This is a genomic window from Thalassospira permensis NBRC 106175 (assembly GCF_000714555.1).
Classification (GTDB): Bacteria; Pseudomonadota; Alphaproteobacteria; order Rhodospirillales; family Thalassospiraceae; genus Thalassospira; species Thalassospira xiamenensis.
Window position 1 is genome coordinate 38076 of sequence record NZ_AUNC01000019.1, and the last position, 21438, is coordinate 59513.

Here is a 21438-nt window from a genome sequence, read left to right on the forward strand (position 1 = left end):
GGGCTAATCGGTATAACTCATAGCCGGTATTCCGCAAGCGCAGAGGTCGCCTTCTGTGTAAAAAGCTGAAATATATTACAAAACCATAAGAAAACGGCGCATCCTTGCGGATACGCCGTTTCCAAACTGGCTTTGAATGGAAGGCAACGATTAAACGTTGGCTTCTTCTTCGCCTTCAGCTTCGTCAGCAAAGTCTTCCGGAACGTCTTCTTCGAAGAGTTCTTCAGCAGCTTCCAGAGCTTCTTCGGCTTCCATTTCGTCGATGGTGCCCAGAACGGCGCCGCCCTTACGAAGCTGCTCGACGGCATCTTCTTCGGAACGTGCGACGTTGGCGGTCACTTCAACGGAAACTTCCGGGTGCAGGTTGATTTTGACCTGGTGCAGACCAAGGGTCTTGATCGGCTGATCAAGAACGACCTGAGTGCGCGCAACGGTAAAGCCTGCTTCGGTAACCGCGTTCGAGATATCACGTGCGGTAACCGAACCGTAAAGGTGACCAACATCGGATGCCTGACGAACGAGGGTGACAGCAACGTCGCCCATGTTCTCGGCAACCGCTTCGGCTTCTTTGCGGCGGTCAAGGTTGTCAGCTTCGAGCTGTGCTTTTTTAGCTTCGAAAACTGCCAGATTTGCTTTGTTTGCGCGAAGGGCCATGCCCTTCGGAAGCAAACGGTTGCGGGCATGGCCCGGCTTGACGGTGACTACGTCACCCATCTGACCGAGTTTTTCTACCCGCTGGAGCAGAATAACTTCCATCACCGATCCTCCTCATTGCTACGGGTCATCGGTTGTTTCCCCCGCAGCCTGATTAAATGCTCAACAATTCCAAGTCCCGTGATCGCGATAAACGACCATGTGGACAGAACCGCGACGATATAGAATACCGTCAGTATCATACGTTTTTGCGGCCAACGGGCTGCCTGCCCGTGCACCAGTGCCAATCCCTGCATCAGGAACGGCACTGCCAGCACCACCGCGACGTTTCGCGCCACATAGGCCAAAGATCCATCGGCAAAGCCGACCAGAAATCCAGCCAAGGCGAACGCAAACAGTGACCATCCAGGCAAGGCCATCGAGGCCAGATCGGGCGACGGACGCAAATTGCGACCGGACCGCACCAGAATTGCCTGTGCGATCGCAGCATTGGCAAACAGCATAAGAAGCCAGCTTACCGCCACAATCGCCGGGAAATACGTTTGGAACATGTCGATGATATTCTGAAGTTCGGGCGTCATAGGGACCCCCATTTCTGAATACATCTGACCCAGGAACTGCGAAATGAATTCCTGGATGTCCAAACCTTCCGCCGTTACGCTGCCGGTGATGACAATCATCACCATTGCAATCATGACGGCCATGGCGCTTACCACTATTCCGGTCGGAACAAAGCCCGGTTTCCCGGTTTCGTCCTTGCGGATGACCAGCGCCATGCGGGTCAACAACATCGCCGGTCCGGCAAACACGACCATAAAGACCGTGAAAGGCAGCAGTCCCCCCAGTAGAACAAGGGCACTACATGCGGCAATTGCCGCAACCAGCAGGCGTTTTGGACCTTGCCACAATCCGATAAGAAAAAGTGGCAGGTGCCCGAAATATGAAAGCAACAGAGCCAGCGGATTACCTGACAATACAAGCAGGAAAAGGACAGAACTGCCCAAACCTGCACCGACTGCCATTAAAATGTTACGCGACATCAGTTACTCCAGGCCCGAGACCGCAAGAGGGTCTCTTGCCGACTGCCTCAGACCTGATCTGAATACGGCAGCAGCGCCAGGAAACGGGCACGTTTAATGGCTTTCGCCAGTTCGCGCTGTTTCTTGGCCGAAACCGCAGTGATACGGCTCGGAACGATTTTGCCGCGTTCCGAAACGAAACGCTGCAGCAGTTTGACATCTTTGTAGTCAATCTTCGGCGCATCCGCACCCGAGAACGGGCAGGTTTTGCGGCGACGGAAAAACAGACGACGTCCAGCCATAATAAATTCTCCTCGCTATCTGTTAGCCGTGCTGACGGGGACCGCCACGGCGATTACCGCCACGACCGCCGCGCTCGTCGCGGTTACGCAGAATGGCTGACTGTTCTTCTTCGAACTCTTCAACCTTGACAGTCATCTGACGCAGAACGTCCTCGTTCAGGCGCATCTGACGCTCGTATTCCGCGATCGTGGCGTTGTCGGCTTCGATCTGGAAGAGAGTATAGTGACCTTTGCGGTTCTTCTTGACACGGTATGTCAGGGAACGCAGGCCCCAATATTCGGTTTTGGCAATTTTGCCACCAAGACCTTCAACGGTCTGGGCCAGTTTTTCATTCAGGGCTTCGACCTGTGCGGTCGAGAAGTCCTGACGTGCGATAAACACGCTCTCGTACTTATTCATAATACTCCTATTACTCCTTTTGGCTTGTCTCTTCCTCGCATGACCTCGTGCCATGCAGGCATAGCCGGGCAACCCCGGCAAGGAGCCGTGAGACGGCGGAATATACACTTTTCCACAGGGCATGCAACCGTAAATGCCCCATCAAACTTCTGCTGAAAACCGCGCGAAACCTGCCATCTTGAACGGTATGGGTATTGATCGTTCTTTAATAGTGGTAAACCGCAGAAAACCGGCCTTTTGTGTCATTCAGTACAGAATTGAATAGCACTTGTATATATCAGGTTGGATGCTTGATGCTTTGCGGGCAAGAACGCGCCGGAAGCAAACAGGCCACGTTGCACTGCGCAACAAGGTTTTGTTTTCGGCGTTTGGCAAGTCTGTTACCTTTCGGGCAACAAAGCGACGGAAAGTCGCATGACAATGTCGTCTGTTCTTGACACAGGGCTTGCGGGCAGTATCAAGGGTAGCTCGAAAAAAGGGATCTGACCGAACCGGGTCCTTACGAAAGCAGACAAGGGTAAATTACACATAATGACACGCGCATTCGTTTTCCCCGGTCAGGGGTCGCAAGCGGTAGGTATGGGCAAGGAACTGGCAGATGCATTTCCGGTTGCCCGCGAAGTTTTTCAGGAAGTTGATGACGCTCTTTCGCAGAAACTCAGCACCCTGATGTTCGAAGGTCCTGAAAACGAATTGACGCTGACGGAGAATGCGCAGCCTGCTCTGATGGCTGTCAGTCTTGCGGTTACCCGTGTTCTTGAATCCGAAGGCGGTTTCAAGCTTGCAGATAAATGTGATCTGGTTGCGGGCCATTCGCTGGGTGAATATTCGGCCCTTGCAGCTGCAGGCACCTTTGGGATTGCAGATGCGGCTCGCCTTCTGAAAATTCGCGGGCAGGCGATGCAGGCCGCTGTGCCGGTTGGTGTCGGCGCGATGGCAGCTCTTCTGGGGCTTAACTATGTCGACGCCGTTGCTGTTGCCGAAGAAGCTGCGCAAGGTGATGTCTGTACCGCTGCAAATGACAATGCCGACGGACAGGTTGTTGTTTCGGGCCATAAGGCGGCCGTTGAGCGCGCGATCGAGATAGCCAAGGAAAAGGGTGCAAAACGCGCTGTTTTGCTGCCGGTATCGGCACCGTTCCATTGCCCGTTGATGCAACCGGCTGCAGACCGTATGGCCGAAGCACTGGCGTCTGTGGCGATGAATGCCCCCGGTAAACCGGTTGTCGCAAACGTGATTGCGGAAAAAACTGCTGATCCGGAAACCATTCGTAAACTCCTTGTGGAGCAGGTTTGCGGAACCGTGCGCTGGCGTGAGTCTGTTCTTTATATGAAAGAGCAGGGTATCACCGATCTGGTGGAGCTGGGCGCGGGTAAAGTTTTGAGTGGTATGGTTCGCCGTATCGACCGTGATCTTACCGGTTTGGCCGTTAACGGCCCGGCCGATATCGAAAGCTTCCTCGGCACGCTTTAAGCGTTGCTCGAAACAGACGAACCCAAAGGGATAGATTGATGTTTGATCTTGCAGGCAAGACCGCACTTGTAACCGGCGCGACTGGTGGTATCGGCGGTGAAATTGCCAAAATTCTGGCTGCGGCCGGTGCAAAGGTTGCTCTTTCGGGCACGCGCGTAGAACGCCTTCAGGCTGTTGCTGCGGAAATTGGTGAAAATGCTGTTGTCGTTCCGGGTAACCTTTCTGATCAGGAATCGGTTGCCGGTCTGATCAAGGATGCCGAAGAAGCCCTTGGCGGTCAGCTTGACATTCTGGTCAATAATGCTGGTATTACCCGTGATCAGCTCGCGATGCGCATGAAAGACGAAGACTGGCAGGCGGTTCTCGATGTGAACTTGACGGCTGCTTTCAAGCTTGCGCGGAACTCGTTGCGCGGGATGATGAAACGCCGTCATGGCCGTATTATCAATATTACCTCGATCGTTGGTGTGACAGGGAATCCGGGCCAGGCCAACTATTCGGCAGCGAAGGCCGGAATGATCGGATGGTCAAAATCCTTGGCACAGGAAGTTGCATCGCGCGGAATTACTGTTAACTGTGTTGCACCGGGGTTCATTACCACGGCGATGACTGACGAGCTTGATGACGGACAGAAAGAAAAGCTTCTGGCCAATGTTCCTGCCGGGCGCATGGGGGAAAGCAAAGAGATCGCAGCAGCGGTTCTGTATCTGGCAAGCGACGAAGCCGCTTATGTCACGGGGCAGACCTTGCATGTGAATGGCGGAATGGCGATGATTTAACCCGTTGCGGGTTGCTTGCTTTTCTGTTTAAAAGAGGCCGCTATAGAAAATCACGAAACCGGCAATTGCGGTTGTCGGATTCCGGTCCTCGCAAATTCCTTCAATAGGGGGAAGGCGCGAAGAACCAATCAAAACCAACTAACAGAAAACCTATTGAAGGATTTGAGCTATGAGTGATGTCGCAGATCGCGTGAAGAAGATCGTTGTCGAGCACCTCGGTGTTGAGGAAGACAAGGTCACCGAAAACGCAAGCTTCATCGACGATCTGGGCGCCGACAGCCTGGACACTGTCGAGCTGGTCATGGCGTTTGAAGAAGAATTCGGTTGCGAAATTCCTGATGACGCAGCAGAAAAAATTCTGACCGTTAAAGACGCGATCGACTTCATCGAAAAGGCGAACGGCTAATCTTGCCGTGAGACATGGGCGCCAGAGGGCATCCTCAGGCGCCCTTTTCGTCTTTGCTGTATTCATAAAATAAAGGCGTAGTGCGGGATGAGACGCGTAGTTGTTACCGGTATTGGTGCTGTTACTCCGCTTGCCAGCGGCGCACAGAACACCTGGCAGAAATTGCTGGACGGCCAATCCGGAATCAAAAGCATCGACACTTTCGATGTGTCCGATATCCCGGCCAAGATCGCTGGCCTTGTGCCGCGCGGTGTGGGTGACGGACTTTTCAACGCGGAAGATCATGTCTCGATCAAAGACATGAAAAAAATGGACGATTTCATCGTCTATGGTGTTGCCGCTGCCGATCAGGCACTGGCCGATTCCGGCTGGAAGCCCGAAACTGATGAAGACCAGGAAAATACTGGTGTTTTGATCGGTTCGGGTATTGGTGGTTTACCGAAGATCTCCGAAGCCACGGAGCTGGTGAATAACGGCAAAACCCGCCGTGTCAGCCCATTCTTCATTCCGTCCTGCCTGATCAATCTGGTTTCCGGCCAGGTTTCGATCAAACATGGCCTTAAAGGCCCGAACCATGCTGTCGTTACGGCATGTTCAACCGGTGCGCACGCCATTGGCGACGCATCGCGCATGATCATGCTGGGCGATGCCGATGTTATGGTTGCCGGGGGGGCTGAAGCCGCTGTTTGCCGGTTGGGTATGGCGGGCTTTGCTGCGGCGCGTGCCTTGTCCACCGGTTACAACGATACCCCGACCGAAGCATCGCGCCCCTGGGATCAGGGCCGTGACGGTTTTGTCATGGGGGAAGGTGCCGGTTGTGTGGTGCTTGAAGAATACGAGCACGCCAAAGCCCGTGGCGCTAGAATCTATGCCGAAGTTGCCGGTTATGGCATGTCGGGCGACGCTTATCACATCACGGCACCTGCCGAAGACGGCAATGGTGGTTTCCGTTCGATGCGCAATGCCCTTCGCAATGCGGGCGTTAACCCGGAAGACGTCGATTATGTGAACGCACATGGTACGTCGACTCCGTTGGGTGATGAAATCGAACTCGGTGCGGTAAAACGTCTGTTCGGGGATTCGGTATCGAAACTTTCGATGTCCTCGACCAAATCGGCAACGGGCCATCTTCTTGGCGCAGCAGGTGCGATCGAGGCTGTGTTCTCGATCCTTGCAATCCATGAAGGTATTGTTCCGCCGACCCTGAACCTGCGCAATCCTTCCGAAGCTTGCCTCGGAATTGATCTGGTTCCGCTTGAAGCGAAGAAACGCAAGGTCAATGTCGCCCTGTCGAACTCGTTCGGCTTTGGCGGTACCAATGCTTCGCTGGTCTTCAAAGGCGTTTAAGACAGCAGATTCAACCTGACAGAGGGAAACCCCTTGAAGCGTTTTCTGCTTGTTCTTGGCTTTTTATGCATCACCGCCGCGCTCACCATTGGTGGGGCGGCGGTGTATGTTTATGTGCAGTATACATCGCCCAGCAAGCTGGCACAGGGCAGTGATATTGTCATTCCGCAGGGTACCGGTGTTCGCGGGATTGCGGACATCTTTCGCCGCCAAAATATTATTCAGGAACCGCTTGTGTTTCTGCTTGGCGTCCGCATCGCCGGGCTTGATCGGGCATTGCGCGCAGGAGAATATCATTTTCCTGCACGTGTCAGCCCCAAACAGGCTGCAGAAATTCTTGCGACCGGCGATACTGTAAAACGGTTTGTGACGATCCCTGAAGGGCTTCGCTCAAGCGAGATCGTCACCCGTATCAATCTTGTAGATGGTCTCATTGGTGAAATTCCTGATGTTCCGCCTGATGGTATCCTTCTGCCAGAGACCTATCAGTTTTCGTTCGGTGACACGAAACAAAGCATCATTGATCGTATGGCAGCAGCACATGATGCGCTGGTAACCCAGTTATGGCCGGGACGAAAAGCCAATCTGCCATATGATACGATCGAAGAAGCAATTGTTCTGGCATCGATTGTAGAACGGGAAACCGGTGTTGCTGCGGAACGTCCACGTGTTGCGGGGGTTTTTGTCAACCGGCTCAGAATGAATATGCGTTTGCAGTCCGATCCGACGGTCGCTTATGCAATCAGCCCGGATAAACCGCTTGACCGTGCCTTGACGCGTGCTGATTTGAAATTCGATAGTCCCTACAATACTTATGTGTCATCTGGGTTACCACCGGGACCGATAACAAATCCTGGACGTGACGCGATCTATGCCGTTTTGCATCCTGCCGAAACTGACGAGGTTTATTTCGTCGCGGATGGAACGGGCGGTCATGCCTTTGCCCGGACTTTGGACGAGCATAACCGCAATGTCGCGCGTTGGCGCCGCATCCGGGATCGCCAATAAGTAACTGGTTATCCCCGTTTTTATTGACGCGGCTGTATATGTTCGGACGTTGATGCCAGTCTTTCGCGCGTTTGGCTTTTCGATGCCTTTCGCGGGATGCGCGATGCCACCATGTCCAGCAGTGATTGCGGGACCATTTTCAGAACACCAACCAGAATGTTCATTTGCCAGGGAAACGCGATCATTCCCTTGTTCTTCGACAGGCCTTTATCAATCTTGATTGCTGCCTTGTTGGCCTGCATGAAGAATGGCATGGGGAAGTCGTTGGCATCGGTAATGCGGCTTTTGACAAATCCCGGACAAATCACATTCACCTTTATCCCGAAGGGGGCAAGGGCACCCCGGAGTCCTTCGCCATACGTCCTTACGGCGGCCTTGCTGGCACAGTAAGCCGGGGCGGACGGAAGACCACGCCAAGATGCCTGCGATGAAACCAGTGCGATCTGGCCGTGCCTACGTGCGGACATGAAGGCGATGGCAGGATCAATCGTGTTGAGAACACCCGCAACATTGGTTGCAAAAATATCGCGTACCTGATCGGGGTCTTCACCCTCGCTGCCGGTTCCGGCTGAAATACCCGCATTGGTGATAATCAGGCTCAGCGGTATAATCTGGTCGCATTTGGTAACATATTCAGCCATCGTTTCGCGTTCGGTCACATCAAGCACATCGGCAAATACATTTGCCCCTGCCGCGCGGCATTCATTTTCGACCAGTTTCAAACGTGTTTGGTCCCGGCCGCTGATAAACAGGGTGACCCCGGTGCGGGCATAGTGACGCGCAAGGGCGGCCCCGATGCCCGAGCTGGCACCGGTAATCAGGATGGCGTGGTATTGCAGTGACATGGTTGCTCGTGATCCCGTTGGACGTGTTCCGAATTGTTCGCGCGGAACATGGGACAGCATTAGGGCAGCATTATGAAATGCGGGCAATAACTGTCTGTCTTGATGATCGATCATCAAACGACAATCCCTTGGCGCGCCGAGGCACAACCGTTATAAACGGGCAACCGACAATTCAGACTGGATAAGAATATGACCGTATCAAGCATGACCGGGTTCGCCCGCACCGACGGCGGTGCAGAAGGCTTTGGCTGGACCTGGGAGCTTCGCAGTGTCAATGGCAAGGGATTGGACGTTCGTACGCGTCTTAGCGGCGGCTTTGAACGTCTGGAGCCTGTTGTACGAGACGCCGTCGTCAAACGGTTCAAGCGAGGCAATATGGGGGTCACGTTAAATGTTGTCCGCCCCGGGGAAACCAGTGCCTATCGTATTAACCGCGATCTACTTGCCGAATTGGTTGCGCTGGCCGAAGAATTTGATCGCGCCAGTAGTCTTTCGGCCGGGACGATTGCAGATTTGATGAATGTGCGAGGCGTTCTCGAAGCGGTCGAACAGCAGGAAGACGACGACAGTCGCGAAAATCTGGATGCCGCGATCCTTGAAAGTTTTGGCGAGGCGCTTGATCAATTGGCAGCACATCGTGCCGAAGAAGGAGCGAAGCTTGACGAAATGCTGCGCGGTCATATTGATCGTATCGAGGAAACCGTCCTGAGAGCTGAAAATTGCGCGTCCGTTCGAAGCGATGCGATCAAGGCAAAGCTCAAGCGTCAGATCGATGAGCTGATGGAAACAGGCAAGTTCGATCCCGAACGGCTTCATCAGGAAGCAGCTTTGCTTGCGACCAAGGCGGATGTTCGGGAGGAAATCGATCGACTTAAAGCCCATATCATCGCCGCACGCGACATGATCCAAAAAGGCGGTGCGATTGGCCGTAAACTTGATTTCCAATGTCAGGAATTCAATCGTGAAGCCAATACGCTCTGTTCCAAGGCGAATGATATCGAACTGACCAATTGCGGCATGGAGCTTAAGGTCATAATCGATCAACTGCGCGAGCAGGTTCAGAACGTTGAATAAGGACAATCCGATGACGGATCAGGCAAAACGTCGTGGTGTTATGCTGGTATTCTGTGCCCCTTCAGGGGCAGGGAAAACCACGATCACACGCCAGATTTTGGAAAAAGACAGCCAGATTTCTCTTTCGGTTTCTGCGACAACACGTGCAGCGCGTCCGGGCGAGGAAGAAGGGATACACTACTTCTTCAAATCCGTTGATGCCTTCAAGCATATGATCGCCGATGATGAATTGCTGGAATGGGCGGAAGTGTTTGGCAACTATTATGGCACGCCTAGCTGCCCGGTCGAAAAGGCGCTTTCCGAAGGCCACGATGTTCTGTTTGACATTGACTGGCAAGGCGCGCGGCAAATACGCGAGAAGGGTGGGGATGATGTTGTTTCTGTCTTCATCCTGCCGCCCTCGTCGGCCGAGCTTGAACGCCGTCTTCGTGATCGGGGACAGGATGCTGATGATGTGATCATGAAGCGTATGGCAAAAGCCGGTGCCGAAATCAGCCATTGGGAAGAATTTGACTATGTTCTGATCAATGATGACCTTGAACGTTGTCTTGCCGATGTACAACATATCATTGGTGCAGAACGCGTTAAACGCGAACGCCAATCCCAACTGCCGGGGTTCGTTAAAAAGCTTTTGACAGATTGATGATCCGAAATGGTCGCCTGATCAGGCGGCCATTTCGTCATGAACAAGTGTTAGTCGAACGAAATCGGCTACACTTAATTCTTCTGCACGTGCTGTCTCTGTAATTTGTGCACGTTCCAACAACATTCCGACATCCATGTTCAATGTCTTCAGGCTGGCGCGCAGCATCTTGCGCCTTTGGCCAAAGGCTGCCTGTGTGATCTTGCCCAGACTGACAAGATTTACAGCTTCGCCGCGATCTGTTTTGGGACGCAGTTGAACGACAGCTGAGGTTACCTTGGGCGGTGGGGTGAAGGCACTACGGTGCACATCAAAAAGTATCTGGCAGTCACATAAATACTGGCACAGGACCGAAAGGCGGCCATAGGCCTTGCTTTTCGGGGCGGCGACAACGCGCTCTGCGACTTCTTTCTGGAACATCAAGGTCAGGCTGGCAAACTGATCAATCTGCATCAGCCAACCCAGCAAAAGTTGCGTACCCACGTTATAGGGAAGGTTGGCGACAATCTTTCGCGGAGCCGGGCCGAGTGACGTAACATCAACGTCAAGCGCATCCCCATCGATCACATGAAGCGCCCCCGGATAGTGATTGCTGATTTGTTCAAGAACCGGTTGGCAACGGGGATCACGTTCGATAACCGTCAAGTTCTTTGCGCCATGATAAAGCAAGGCGCGTGTCAGACCACCGGGGCCTGGACCGATTTCAATTACGGTTGCGTCATCCAGTGGTGCAGCCGCGCGCGCGATCCGCCCGGTCAGGTTCAGATCAAAAAGGAAATTCTGGCCAAACTTCTTCTGCGCGGACAGTTCATGCGTTGCAATGACGTCGCGCAAGGGTGGAAGCCCATCATTGGCAAGGCTGGTGGTTTCGTTGTTCTGGTCTGACACGATGTCAGGCTCCTTGTGAGGCAGCGTTGCCGGCTACTCGTTTATGTGCCATCTCAGCCGCCATTTTGATGGCCGCGATCAGGCTGTCAGGCCGTGCGATGCCTTTACCTGCGATATCAAGAGCCGTCCCGTGATCAGGGGACGTTCTGATAAAGGGCAATCCTAGCGTGACGTTCACACCGCCATGGAAATCAAGTGTTTTGACCGGAATCAGAGCCTGATCATGATAGGAACATAGGGCGACATCGTAGTTTGCACGTGCCTCGGCATGGAACATGGTATCTGCGGGGAGGGGCCCAACGACATCAAACCCCTCATTCTGCAATGCCTTTATGGCAGGACGTATTATCCTGATTTCTTCGTCGCCCATTGATCCATCTTCACCTGCATGCGGGTTTAATCCGGCAATCGCAAGCCTTGGTTTTTCCAGCCCAAAATCCCGTTGCAACGACTTTGACGTGATGCGGACCAATTGTTTGATCATTTCACTGGTAAGTTGCTTTGGCACTTCCGAAAGGGCGATGTGGATTGTCATCGGTACGACGCGCAATTGACTATTGGCCAACATCATAACCGGGATGGTGCCCGGACCAGAAAGCTCTGCCAGAAATTCGGTATGGCCGGGATGTTTGAAACCGGCCTGATAAAGCGCGCTCTTCTGAATCGGGTTGGTTACCACAGCACTTGCTGTTCCTGATCGCGTCAAGTTAACGGCATGGTTAATGCTGTCTATGACAATAGATGCGGTTTTGCTGGATGCCGTTCCATGTTTGATATCTTGCGCTGTGCCGGGGATTTCAAAAACCGGAAGGGCGTCCTCGAAGAACTTACCTGTTTGGCTGACCTCGTTTATCACCTTGGTTTTTACCCGCAGCCCAAGACTTTCGATGGTTTGATCCATGATTGTCTTGGGACTGAGAATGAAAAATGGAGGAAGTACATGGTCTTTGCGCGACAGCCACGCCTTGAGGGCGAGCTCCGGGCCGATGCCGCCCGGTTCTCCCAGTGTCATTGCAATCGGCTTGATGTTGCTCATCGGTTGGCGTCCTTTCCGGATTACATCCGGATATCGATAAACGCATTGCGGCGCAATTCACGCAGTTTACGGCGCGCCAGAATTTCGAGGCGTTCCATTTCAAGACGTTGGCGGATGCTTTCCCGATCCGGAAGAGTACTTTCTTCTGTCTTGTCGCAAACCATGACAAGCAGGGCACCGCCATCAACCTTGATCAGATCGGAAATACCGCCTTTATCCAGATTTGCGACGGCATTGCGTACAGGCCCTGCAAGATCGTTTGGTGATATGCCTTCGGTCTTTCCGCTCATGTCCGAACCAAGGTCAACCGCTACATTTGCCAGTGATTGGCAACTATCGGCAGTTTCTTTGGCATTTTGCAGGATACCAAGTTTGGAGTTGACCTCATCTTGGGGCGTGTTGGCTGCAATCGGAACAAAGAGCTGATATAGATCAAGCCGGACATCTGTCAGGGCGTTGGCATCTCCCCGACGGCGTTCAAGCAGTTTCAGGATGTAATATCCGCGAATGGTTCTGATAGGATCACTTACATCGCCCGGCTGCATCTGGTTAATGGCCTGCTGCAATTCTCCGGCCATTTCACCAGAATAAAGCCAGCCAAGGTTACCACCGTTTGCTGCACTTGAGCTTGCCGAAAACTGTCTCGCCAGGCCGCCAAAATTAGCCCCCTGTTCAAGGGCCCGGATCACCTCGCGGGCATTCTGGTAAACTTTGGTTTCGTCCTGCGGATTATCGACAGGCAGGAAAATTTCCTGAACATTGTTACGCGGCTTGCCCTGGTTGCTGCGAATACGTTCGAGGTTGTCATCAATTTCTGTATCGGAAATCTCGATTTCGCGACGCATGGAACCCAAAAGTTTCTGCCATGCAATTTGGGGACGGATCTGGTTTCTTATGGTTTCTGGTGCGATACCATTCTGAGCCAGAAACTGGTCAAGCCCCCCCTTTGGCAATCCTGAATTTTGCTCGATCAGGGTTTTGGCGCGATCAATATCTGCGTCCGTCACCTCAAAGCCGCGACGTTCAGATTCCTGCAGTTGCAGCTTTTCATTGATCAGCTGCTGTAAAATCTGTGGTGCCATCTCCTGGCTTCGTTGCGGGCTCATCGGAATATTGGAAGAGGCAGCGACAAGCTTGATACGTTCTACCAGATCGACCACCGAAATCGGGGCATCATTGACGACAGCTGCGACGCCGATCGTGCTTTGAGCTCTTGCTGTCGATATCGAAACAGCAGCAAAAAGCATGACAGCAATTGCTGCGACGAGATGAGAAAGTCTGGTGCTATGCAAAGTTATACTGCCTTATAATCCGGCTGCTGACGCAAATTCGCCAAGTGTTTTGAATACCAGTCGGAAAAGAATCTCATCCGACTGACCAAGGTCCTGATCTTCGTAGAATGTTCTTCTGACCCGTCCGTCAAACACGAAGCATTCGTCTTCGTAAACAAAGCCGAAACCGTATTCAAGAGGGTCGTTCTGATCAAGATCATAGCGACTATATGCCATCCCCGACCAGAACTCGCTGAACTGGCGCTCTGCACGGAAATAAAGTTCTTCTCGTTGCCCGAACTCATCACTGCCAGCATCTTCTGCAAAGTGAACGTAATCCAGATTAAGGCGTAACGTTTCCTTTTCACCCAAACCTGCTGATACCTGATTTCGGCGTGTCGAGAAATCTTCATTATCAAGCCTGAAGCGATAGGTCAGGTCGACATATTTGTTTGGAGAGACGGTTACTCTGCCGACATAATCCGACAGATGATCTTCGAGGCCAGTGCCTTCTTCAAAGGTATCGCCCTTGTTGGCGCGATAGCTTTGGCCGAACATGGCACTGGTATATCCTCCTTCCTCACCGTAGACCCCCCATTCAAGGCCGTAGCTGGTTCTAAAACCGTCTTCTGCACGGTCAAGGCCACTATATCTGTCATGTGAGAAAATATTGATGTCATCAAACTCGAATGACTGGGAGTCTTCATTCGGAATCTCGTCCGGGTTTCCACCGTTTGGTGACCATGCGGCCATGACAATCGGTTTGATGATATGATGGTAGCTGCCCTGATTGTTCACAAATGGCATGTTCCAGTCGACGGCTACCAATGGAAGAATTCGGCCTGCATATCCGTTGTAATCCTGTTGACCGTCTCTTGATACATCCGAAACCATGTAATTGTCGGTGCGAATGGATATCGAGAGCTTTGTTACGTCCCCAAGTGATCCGATATAGGGTAGTGCCCAGCCTGCTTTGGCGGAAAGGCGATGAGAATCCGCCCCTTCTTCCCGGGTGAGTGACAAGGCATCCAAATCAAGGGTGGTGTAACTGCCATATTTCGCCGGAGCCGTTTGACCGTGGAATTGTGCGTGTGGCAAGATGATGGGTGTCGTATCCCGATCATCTTCAGCCTTTAGTCCCTGGAAATAATAGCCGTCGACACGGCTATAACTGGCCCCTCTGAAACCCTCGGTAAACAGGTTGGAGGTCAAAACAGATGGTGAGCCAAAACCATATCGGCTCATATAGGTCTTTTCAGAAGCTTGTTCTGCATCAAATCCCCACCGCCATGTTTTATCGATGTCAAAGCGGCCTTTTGCATCAATGTGCCCCTGAAAGTCGTCCGTATCGTCACTGGTAACACTACTGACAACGTCCATTTCACCGCTGTCAAAGCGTTGGCGATACTCACTGGCGAGAACCGGGCCTTCGTCCGTTGTGTAGATAGGACGAAGGGTCAGATCCTTGCTTTGATCAATAGCCCAATAATAGGGCAATTCGAAGAACGATCCGACATAACTCGTGCTACCAAAAGATGGTGCCAAAAGACCTGATTGACGTTTAACTGTTGGATCAGGATGCTGGAAATACGGCGAATAAAGAACCGGAATTCCTGCAAATTCCAGTCGGGCATCTTCGTATTCCACGGTTTTTTCTTTGGCATCGTGAAGAACACGGGCTGCTTTGATGCGCCAAAGCGGTGGTGTTTCCGGATCGTCTTCGCAAACCTTGCAAGGAGAGTAAACCGCCTTGGCAATTTCGGTAAAATTCCCGCCGCTTCTGCGCGCGCCGGTACCGGCAATTCGAGTGTTTTCATCAAGAAGAACATAAATGTCTTCAACAATGCCTTCCTTGAAATCACCCGAGAGTTCGACATGACTTGCAAACGTCACTTCACCGGTTGGTTCGGTAATACTGACATTGCCAGACGCCGTCAGCACGTCCTGTGATCTGTCATAGCTGACTGTATCTGCCAGCAAAATACGACCATCCCGCGAGATTTCGACATTGCCGCGCGCTGTTACCGTTTGAAGTTCCCGGTTATAGTCAACTTCATCCGCACTGAAAAGAATCTTGGACTGTTCGTCGTTTGCAGTGGTCACTTCATCGGACTGCTGTGCCTTGGCGGCAATCGAATATGTTCCGGCCAAAGCAAATGCACAGCCCAGGATGGTCCCCGTTGCCAGTCTTTTAATCATTCCCCCTGTATGAGCCATTCAGCTAGCCGTCCTCCAGATGAAGCAAGGTGGAAACTCCCAATAGCAAAGATATACCTGCAGGTGCCCAAGCCGACAAGACGGGCGGGATTCCACCTGAAACGCCAAGTGCTGAAATGACATCGGTACAAAAATAAAGAATGAAACCGGTCGCGACACCCCCACCGATAACAAGAGATGCGCGGCGACGTCGAGAAAATTTAAGACAGAATGCAGCGGCAATCAGAACCATTGCGCAAAGCAGCAATGGACGCGACAGCAAGCTGTGAAAATGGATGCGATGGCGGGTTGCGTTGAAGCCGGCGCGTTCCAGAAGGTTGATAAACGGCTTCAGGTCCCAAAACGACATCGTTTCGGGAGACGCAAAACTGTCCTGGATTTTTCGTGCGGTCAGATTTGTGGGCAACATCAATTCGGATGAAAACTCACTAGTCTGTCCCGGATGGAAGGTCCATGCGTCATAGAAACGCCATGTGCCGGGCTCGAGAACTGCACGCTGCGCATCAATTCTGGTTGTGAAATCATCCGCATTCTGAAAACGGAAAACGGTGACGTTCCGCAAGTCAACTCTATCTGTTGCCTGCCCACGAACTTCGCGGGCATATATTACGGCCTGTCCATCCTGCGTGCCCTGACGCAGCCATAATCCGTTTGACGAGAGATTCATGACACTGCTGTTGCCCTGAAGATATCGGGCCTCGAGCGTTTCGTATCTTTGTAGCAAAATTGAAGATAGCGGATTAAGCGCCATAACCTGAATGGAGCCTAGTAAAATCGCGCACATGATTGGCGGAAGTAGGAATTGCCAGGCAGAAACACCTGCTGCACGTGTGACGACAAGCTCCTGATTGCCAGTAAGCTTCCAGAACGAAAACATCGATCCGAACAAGACAGCAAACGGCAGGACCTTCTCTGTCATGAATGGAATTCGACTGGTTGCCATTTGAAATACGATACCAACCGTCGCATCTGGGCGTCCACCGGCGCGACGCAGCAATTCGATTGTATCGCCGATCAGGATCAATCCGATCAAAAGGGCGAGAATTCCCAGAATCGATATCAGAACATGTTTGCCGAAATACCAGGTGAGGGTTGGTGAGATTCTCATACTGGAACCTCGTCCCGGCTTCCAGCCTTCGCACGGATTTGCGGTCCGCGGAATGTCCAGTAGAGGCCCCCTGCGATTGGAAGAAGCGCATTCAAATACATAAGGGGGACAAGGTCGGGATTCTTTGCTGCAAGGTTCTTCATTGTAATGCTGATCACCTGGAAGACGATCATAATTGCAATCGCAAATAAAAGGCGCCCGGTCTGCCCCCTGCGAGAGAAGCTGCTTGAAACCAGAACTGCCAGTGCAATGCTTGCAAAGCCGATGGAGTATAGCGGTGAAAGTAGCCGATCATGTCCTTCAGCGCGAAATGAGCCAATGTCATTCGGCAAAACATCAGGCGGCATGGTTGTTAGAAGATTGGATACGCTTCGTTCACGCGCTTCTTTGTAACGAAGGGCCGGATCTTCTGCATTATGCGCAATATCGACAGCATAGCGGTCAAAATAGAGGATCGACATCGTGCCGTCCTTTGTGTTGACTTCCTGGCGGTTTCCATCAAGCAATACGATCCGCGGACCATTTTCCGTGCGAACGAGAGCACCATTCTTGGCCATCATTGTGGCCTGTTTGTTTGGATCTCTGGCGTCATGTACAAGAATGCCAAGTAGCTCGTTATCCTGCCCGACTTCCCGGATATAGACTGTCAGACCGTCAAGGTCGGTAAAGCTGCCTTCCTGCAGCAAAACGGATGAGAAATCGTTGCGGATTGAGAACTGCAGTTCTTTGAATTGCTGGTAGCTGTAAGGCAGATAAAACAGCGTCAGGAAATAACCGAAAGCGGCGGTCAGCAATGCTAGTATGAGTGTCGGTTTTGCAAGAGCCCACTGGCTTAACCCGGCGGATCGCATAACGATCAACTCGCGGTCCTGAATAAGTTTGTTATATGTGAAAACTACAACGAAAAAGAGCGAGATCGGTAAAATAATCGCCAAAAAGCTTGGAAGCAGCAGAGATGTTAGCTGCAAAAATACCGATACCGAAAGGCCGCGGTTCACAATCATTTCAATGAAACGCAGGCTTTGCGACAGCCAAATGACACATAGCAAGCCAAGTGTCACAAACACCATCATGATGAACTGCTGTTTCAGCATATATCGGGTTAAACGATTCATTGGCCGGATTATAGAGAAGCGTTCAAAAACCGAAACAGGAAATTAGGGGGAAATCCCGGCAATTACACTGTTACGCGACGGGGCTGGCTGATTGTGGTGGAGTATGCTGCAAACGATTGCCGTTAAAGGCGAAAGCAACCTCTCCTGGAGAATCTGTTCCGGAAGAGGTTGGGGGATTTCAACGCCAACGCTGTGTCAGAATAATGGCGCGGTTTCATGCAGCAATTCGTGTCGCGTATTGGCGATCTGCTGTGCCATGAAATCGGCTTCGGGAACGATTTGCGCCAAAAAGAAGTTACAGCTTAGGCCCTTTGCTTTGGCAAAGCCCTTTTCAATGTCGCTATCGGTCAGTTTTTCCAAAGAGCGGAACATTAACCAACCTGCCACACAAATCGAAGTCTGCCGGAGGTAGGGGGAGGCGATAGCCTGAGCGAGGCCAGATGAGTTTTTGCACCTGGAGAGGATATCTTTTGTGGTTTGTTCCAGTTGATCGATAGCATGGGCGAACATCCGCGCCGCTTTAGACAAATTGTCATCAAGATGCGGCTTGGATACAGACATACGCATTTCGGTAATCAGTGACCGCACCGCGGCTCCATTATCACGAAGTAGCTTCCGGCCGATCAGATCCAGTGCCTGAATGCCATTTGTGCCTTCGTAAATTGGGGCAATTCGCGCGTCACGCAGATGCTGGGCTGCGCCTGTTTCCTCGATAAAGCCCATACCGCCATGAACCTGAATGCCAAGGGATGCGTTTTCCACGCCCAGATCCGTTGACCACCCCTTGACCATTGGGATCAGAAGGTTTGCGCGCGTTTGCGCCTTCGTGCGTTCATTTTCGTCTTCATGATGATGAGCAATATCAAGTTGCGCCGCGGCATAAAGTGAAAGCGCGCGGGCGGCTTCGGCGGTTGAGCGCATTCGGATCAGCATGCGCTGGACGTCGCCGAGATGAATGATGCTTTCATCCTGCCCGGTCGTCGGAGATTTCCCCTGTTTGCGATCGCGTGCGTAGGATACAGCTTGCTGATAGGCGCGTTCTGAAATCGCGACGCCCTGTTGCCCGACAGCGAGACGGGCGTTGTTCATCATTGTGAACATGCAAGCCAAACCGTGGCCTTTGTGTCCGACCAGATAACCCTTGGCACCCCCGTTGTCTCCAAAGGAAAGAACAGCGGTCGGGCTTCCATGGATACCAAGCTTATGTTCGAGTGATACACATTTCACATCGTTACGCTCACCTGGTGTGCCATCGGCGTTCACAACGAATTTCGGCACAATGAATAGCGATATACCTTTGACCCCGTTTGGCGCGTCCGGTGTCCGGGCAAGCACAAGATGAACTATGTTGCTTGTCATCTCGTGATCGCCATAGGTGATAAAAATCTTTTGTCCGGTAATCCGGTACGAACCGTCATCTTCTGGCTCGGCCGTGCTGCGAACCTTTGAAAGGTCGGAACCGGCCTGCGGTTCGGTAAGGTTCATGGTGCCGGTCCATTCGCCACTTATCATGCGTGACAGATAAATTGCGCGTTGCTCGTCCGATCCATGTGCGGTCAGAAGTTCAATGGCGCCGGCGGTAAGCATGGGGCACAGGGCAAAGGCCATATTCGCTGAATGCCAAAGCTCTCCTACGGCGGCACCTAAAAGCAACGGCAACCCCATGCCGCCCTCGGTCTGCGGGGCGCTTATGCCCTGCCAGCCGCCTTCACAGAATTTATCATAGGCATCCTTCCAGCCGGTCGGAGTTCTAACATGGCCATCAGTTTGAAGAACCGAACCTTCCTGATCCCCAATACGGTTTAAGGGCGCCAGTACGCCAGAAGCCAGTTTCCCTGCTTCTTCAAGAATGGCATCGACAAGGTCCGGACTGGTTTCTGCGAAGGCCGGGATATCCGAAACGGTTTGCAAACCGATCACATTGTGGATCAGGAACCGCAGATCATGGAGTGGTGGCGTATAGTCGCTCATGGAAAAAGACGTCTCCCTGAATTGTGAGGCGCCCGCTCGGTATCGCCCTCGTTTCGGGGCTTTGTTGCTATATAGCATAATCACAAGGCGGGAGAAGATCGAGTCTGTTTCCTTCTGAAAGTACCAAATTACTCTAAGCTATTAGTTGGATGTTCTTCTGGAAAACCAGTGAGTGTTGCGCCGCACTACTGGCGGTAATATATAATGGTTCCGATATAAATCAGGTGTGAAAACCGTTGCAGGGTCGCCATTCGGGCTTTGGCAAGCTAGACTGCCCTTCCGGTGATCGGAACACGATCTGAAGAACAAGAAAACACAGGAGTATGGCGGTGCTGCGCAAAGGAATATTACCAATTTTGCTTGCGGTGGTGATTTCATTTGCCGGAACGAGGTTGGTGGCGTGTGCCGGTCCGGTTTGGCCAAGCGATGATGAACAGCAGTTTCTGGATGCCTACCGCGACTATGTCGACGAAAGTGCGACCAGCGACCAATATGATCGCGCCGATAAACTGTTCGTCGAAGCGGTTCAGGTTCTCTCCGATACCTATGTGGAAAATATTGATCGCCCGGCGTTTGTCGAGCGTGCGATTGCCAGTTTGCCAAATCTTGAAACTGATGATCACACGCCAGACGGCATCGTTGGTGCTGTACTCGACGAAAGCCTGCACGACTTGGACCCGCATAGCGCATATATGACCGACGATATGTTCCGCCGTTTGCAGGAAAGTACCGAGGGAAGTTTTGCCGGTGTTGGCATCGTGATTTCGCAGGACGAGGACAAGCTGATCCGTATCGTGTCACCGATTGACGATACACCTGCCGCACGGGCTGGCCTGCAACCCAATGACAGGATCACGCATATTGATGGTCATGAAATGAAGGGCGAGCCTATAGCCGAGGCTGTCCGTCTTATGCGCGGTCGCATCGGCGACCCGGTGACACTGTCGATACAGCGCAAGCAGGAAAACTTTGACGTCACCGTGAAACGTGCACGGATCGAGGTGCCGTCGGTTACCGCATCAATCATCGATAACGATTTGGCCTACATCCGTGTGTCGCGTTTTGATGCCAGCACATTGGATCAGACACGCGAATATCTTGAAATGCTGGAAAACAGGATTGGGTCACCACGGGGCGTAATCGTTGATTTGCGACGCAACCCGGGTGGATTGCTTGATAGTGCCGCTGATATCGCCGATCAATTCCTGAGCAAGGGGCTGATTGTTGCGACCGAAGGGCGGGGCGAACGTAAATTGCGCAGCTATGAAGCAGACAGCAGCGATTATTTTGACGGTGCGCCCATGGCTATTCTGCTTGACCGTGGATCGGCGTCGGGCGCCGAATTGATGGCGGCCGCCCTGCGTGAAAACGGGCGAGGTGTCATCATCGGCGAACAGTCGTTTGGTAAAGGTTCAATGCAACGCATCATGCCGTTGACTTCTGGCGGTGGTCTTAAAATCACGACTGGTTATTACACGACGCCGGAAAACCACATCGTCCAGGGCAATGGTGTTGTCCCGGATATCGAAGTCAAACTTCCTGATGCCGAAGAGTTCGAGCGGGAGGTTGATCTTGAGCACGCCTTGCCGCCGCGTCGCCGCGATCCGCGCAAGGTTCTTGCATCAATGGATGCAGCAAGTTGCGAACGCGATATAGAGGTTACCCGTATCGGCAAATCTGCAACAAATGATAACCCGTTGGACGCCGAAGGCGATGGCGAGGCCAAAGCCAAGGAATTGCAGCGCGATACTGTTCTTGAATGTGCCGTGGGCTATTTCAGTGACGGTAAGCTTGCTGTGTATAGGGATCAGGTGGAGCCACTTTTGCGCGCGGGGCTCTAATTGCGATAAATTGTCAAAAAACGCGGCCCTGCAAAAGGCCG

General features: G+C 52.4%; 20 protein-coding genes. 8 read left to right on the plus strand and 12 right to left on the minus strand.

Annotated features, from left to right (window positions below):
• Nucleotides 1–150: 150 nt before the first annotated feature.
• Genes rplI through rpsF form a run of 4 tightly spaced genes read right to left on the minus strand, consistent with a single transcriptional unit; the run spans nt 151 to nt 2375 of the window.
• Nucleotides 151–756, minus strand: coding sequence for a 50S ribosomal protein L9 (gene rplI / locus SMB34_RS11005; protein WP_007090357.1), 606 nt, complete (start codon nt 754–756; stop codon nt 151–153).
• On the minus strand, nt 756–1694 hold the full coding sequence (locus SMB34_RS11010) for a DUF2232 domain-containing protein (RefSeq protein ID WP_037990085.1): 939 nt from the start codon (nt 1692–1694) through the stop codon (nt 756–758). The genes rplI and SMB34_RS11010 overlap by 1 nt, the downstream gene beginning before the upstream one ends.
• A gap of 47 nt (nt 1695–1741) precedes the next feature.
• Entirely contained in the window at nt 1742–1975 is a 234-nt protein-coding gene (gene rpsR, locus SMB34_RS11015; RefSeq protein WP_007090355.1) for a 30S ribosomal protein S18, read from the minus strand.
• 22 nt (nt 1976–1997) lie between these two features.
• The gene (rpsF, locus tag SMB34_RS11020) at nt 1998–2375 is read right to left on the minus strand and encodes a 30S ribosomal protein S6 (RefSeq protein WP_007090354.1); all 378 of its coding nucleotides are present in this window, start codon (nt 2373–2375) and stop codon (nt 1998–2000) included.
• Between the two features lie 531 nt (nt 2376–2906).
• Here rpsF and fabD point away from each other — a divergent pair.
• The 5 genes from fabD to mltG all read left to right on the plus strand — a co-directional run bounded on the left by fabD (nt 2907) and on the right by mltG (nt 7388).
• Complete coding sequence (gene fabD, locus SMB34_RS11025) at nt 2907–3848, plus strand: ACP S-malonyltransferase (protein ID WP_037990088.1); 942 nt, start codon at nt 2907–2909, stop codon at nt 3846–3848.
• Nucleotides 3849–3886: 38 nt separating this feature from the next.
• The gene (fabG, locus tag SMB34_RS11030; protein WP_037990091.1) at nt 3887–4627 is read left to right on the plus strand and encodes a 3-oxoacyl-[acyl-carrier-protein] reductase; all 741 of its coding nucleotides are present in this window, start codon (nt 3887–3889) and stop codon (nt 4625–4627) included.
• Between the two features lie 169 nt (nt 4628–4796).
• The gene (locus SMB34_RS11035) at nt 4797–5033 is read left to right on the plus strand and encodes an acyl carrier protein (protein WP_007090351.1); all 237 of its coding nucleotides are present in this window, start codon (nt 4797–4799) and stop codon (nt 5031–5033) included.
• An 87-nt stretch (nt 5034–5120) separates the two neighbouring features.
• Nucleotides 5121–6380 (plus strand): beta-ketoacyl-ACP synthase II, encoded by a 1260-nt coding sequence (gene fabF / locus SMB34_RS11040; protein WP_037990093.1) that lies wholly within the window; start codon nt 5121–5123, stop codon nt 6378–6380.
• 33 nt (nt 6381–6413) lie between these two features.
• On the plus strand, nt 6414–7388 hold the full coding sequence (gene mltG, locus SMB34_RS11045; protein ID WP_037990096.1) for an endolytic transglycosylase MltG: 975 nt from the start codon (nt 6414–6416) through the stop codon (nt 7386–7388).
• Between the two features lie 20 nt (nt 7389–7408).
• On the opposite strand, the gene SMB34_RS11050 is transcribed toward mltG, so the two are convergent.
• Nucleotides 7409–8233 carry an SDR family NAD(P)-dependent oxidoreductase gene (locus tag SMB34_RS11050; protein WP_037990125.1) on the minus strand — a complete coding sequence of 275 codons (825 nt, stop codon included), beginning with the start codon at nt 8231–8233 and terminating at the stop codon, nt 7409–7411.
• 189 nt (nt 8234–8422) lie between these two features.
• Here SMB34_RS11050 and SMB34_RS11055 point away from each other — a divergent pair, with 189 nt between their 5' ends.
• On the plus strand, nt 8423–9307 hold the full coding sequence (locus tag SMB34_RS11055) for a YicC/YloC family endoribonuclease (RefSeq protein WP_037990099.1): 885 nt from the start codon (nt 8423–8425) through the stop codon (nt 9305–9307).
• A 10-nt stretch (nt 9308–9317) separates the two neighbouring features.
• On the plus strand, nt 9318–9950 hold the full coding sequence (gmk, locus tag SMB34_RS11060; RefSeq protein ID WP_037990126.1) for a guanylate kinase: 633 nt from the start codon (nt 9318–9320) through the stop codon (nt 9948–9950).
• A 21-nt stretch (nt 9951–9971) separates the two neighbouring features.
• Here gmk and rsmA read toward each other — a convergent pair whose 3' ends face one another.
• From rsmA to SMB34_RS11095, 7 genes are all read right to left on the minus strand, one after another.
• Nucleotides 9972–10838, minus strand: a complete 867-nt coding sequence (gene rsmA, locus SMB34_RS11065) for a 16S rRNA (adenine(1518)-N(6)/adenine(1519)-N(6))-dimethyltransferase RsmA (RefSeq protein WP_037990101.1) — start codon at nt 10836–10838, stop codon at nt 9972–9974.
• 4 nt (nt 10839–10842) lie between these two features.
• A complete protein-coding gene (gene pdxA / locus SMB34_RS11070; RefSeq protein ID WP_037990104.1) occupies nt 10843–11874 on the minus strand; it encodes a 4-hydroxythreonine-4-phosphate dehydrogenase PdxA in 1032 nt (343 codons plus the stop codon).
• A 20-nt stretch (nt 11875–11894) separates the two neighbouring features.
• Nucleotides 11895–13166: a peptidylprolyl isomerase gene (locus tag SMB34_RS11075; protein ID WP_276202146.1), complete on the minus strand. Its 1272-nt coding sequence runs from the start codon at nt 13164–13166 to the stop codon at nt 11895–11897.
• 12 nt (nt 13167–13178) lie between these two features.
• Entirely contained in the window at nt 13179–15125 is a 1947-nt protein-coding gene (locus SMB34_RS11080; protein WP_240478808.1) for an LPS-assembly protein LptD, read from the minus strand.
• A gap of 241 nt (nt 15126–15366) precedes the next feature.
• Complete coding sequence (gene lptG / locus SMB34_RS11085) at nt 15367–16470, minus strand: LPS export ABC transporter permease LptG (RefSeq protein ID WP_007090341.1); 1104 nt, start codon at nt 16468–16470, stop codon at nt 15367–15369.
• Nucleotides 16467–17585: an LPS export ABC transporter permease LptF gene (lptF, locus tag SMB34_RS11090; RefSeq protein WP_240478809.1), complete on the minus strand. Its 1119-nt coding sequence runs from the start codon at nt 17583–17585 to the stop codon at nt 16467–16469. Before lptF ends, lptG begins: the two co-directional genes overlap by 4 nt.
• A 195-nt stretch (nt 17586–17780) precedes the next feature.
• Entirely contained in the window at nt 17781–19556 is a 1776-nt protein-coding gene (locus tag SMB34_RS11095) for an acyl-CoA dehydrogenase (protein ID WP_037990112.1), read from the minus strand.
• 323 nt (nt 19557–19879) lie between these two features.
• Between SMB34_RS11095 and SMB34_RS11100 the strand changes: the two genes are divergently transcribed.
• Entirely contained in the window at nt 19880–21397 is a 1518-nt protein-coding gene (locus tag SMB34_RS11100) for a S41 family peptidase (RefSeq protein WP_037990114.1), read from the plus strand.
• Nucleotides 21398–21438: the final 41 nt, after the last annotated feature.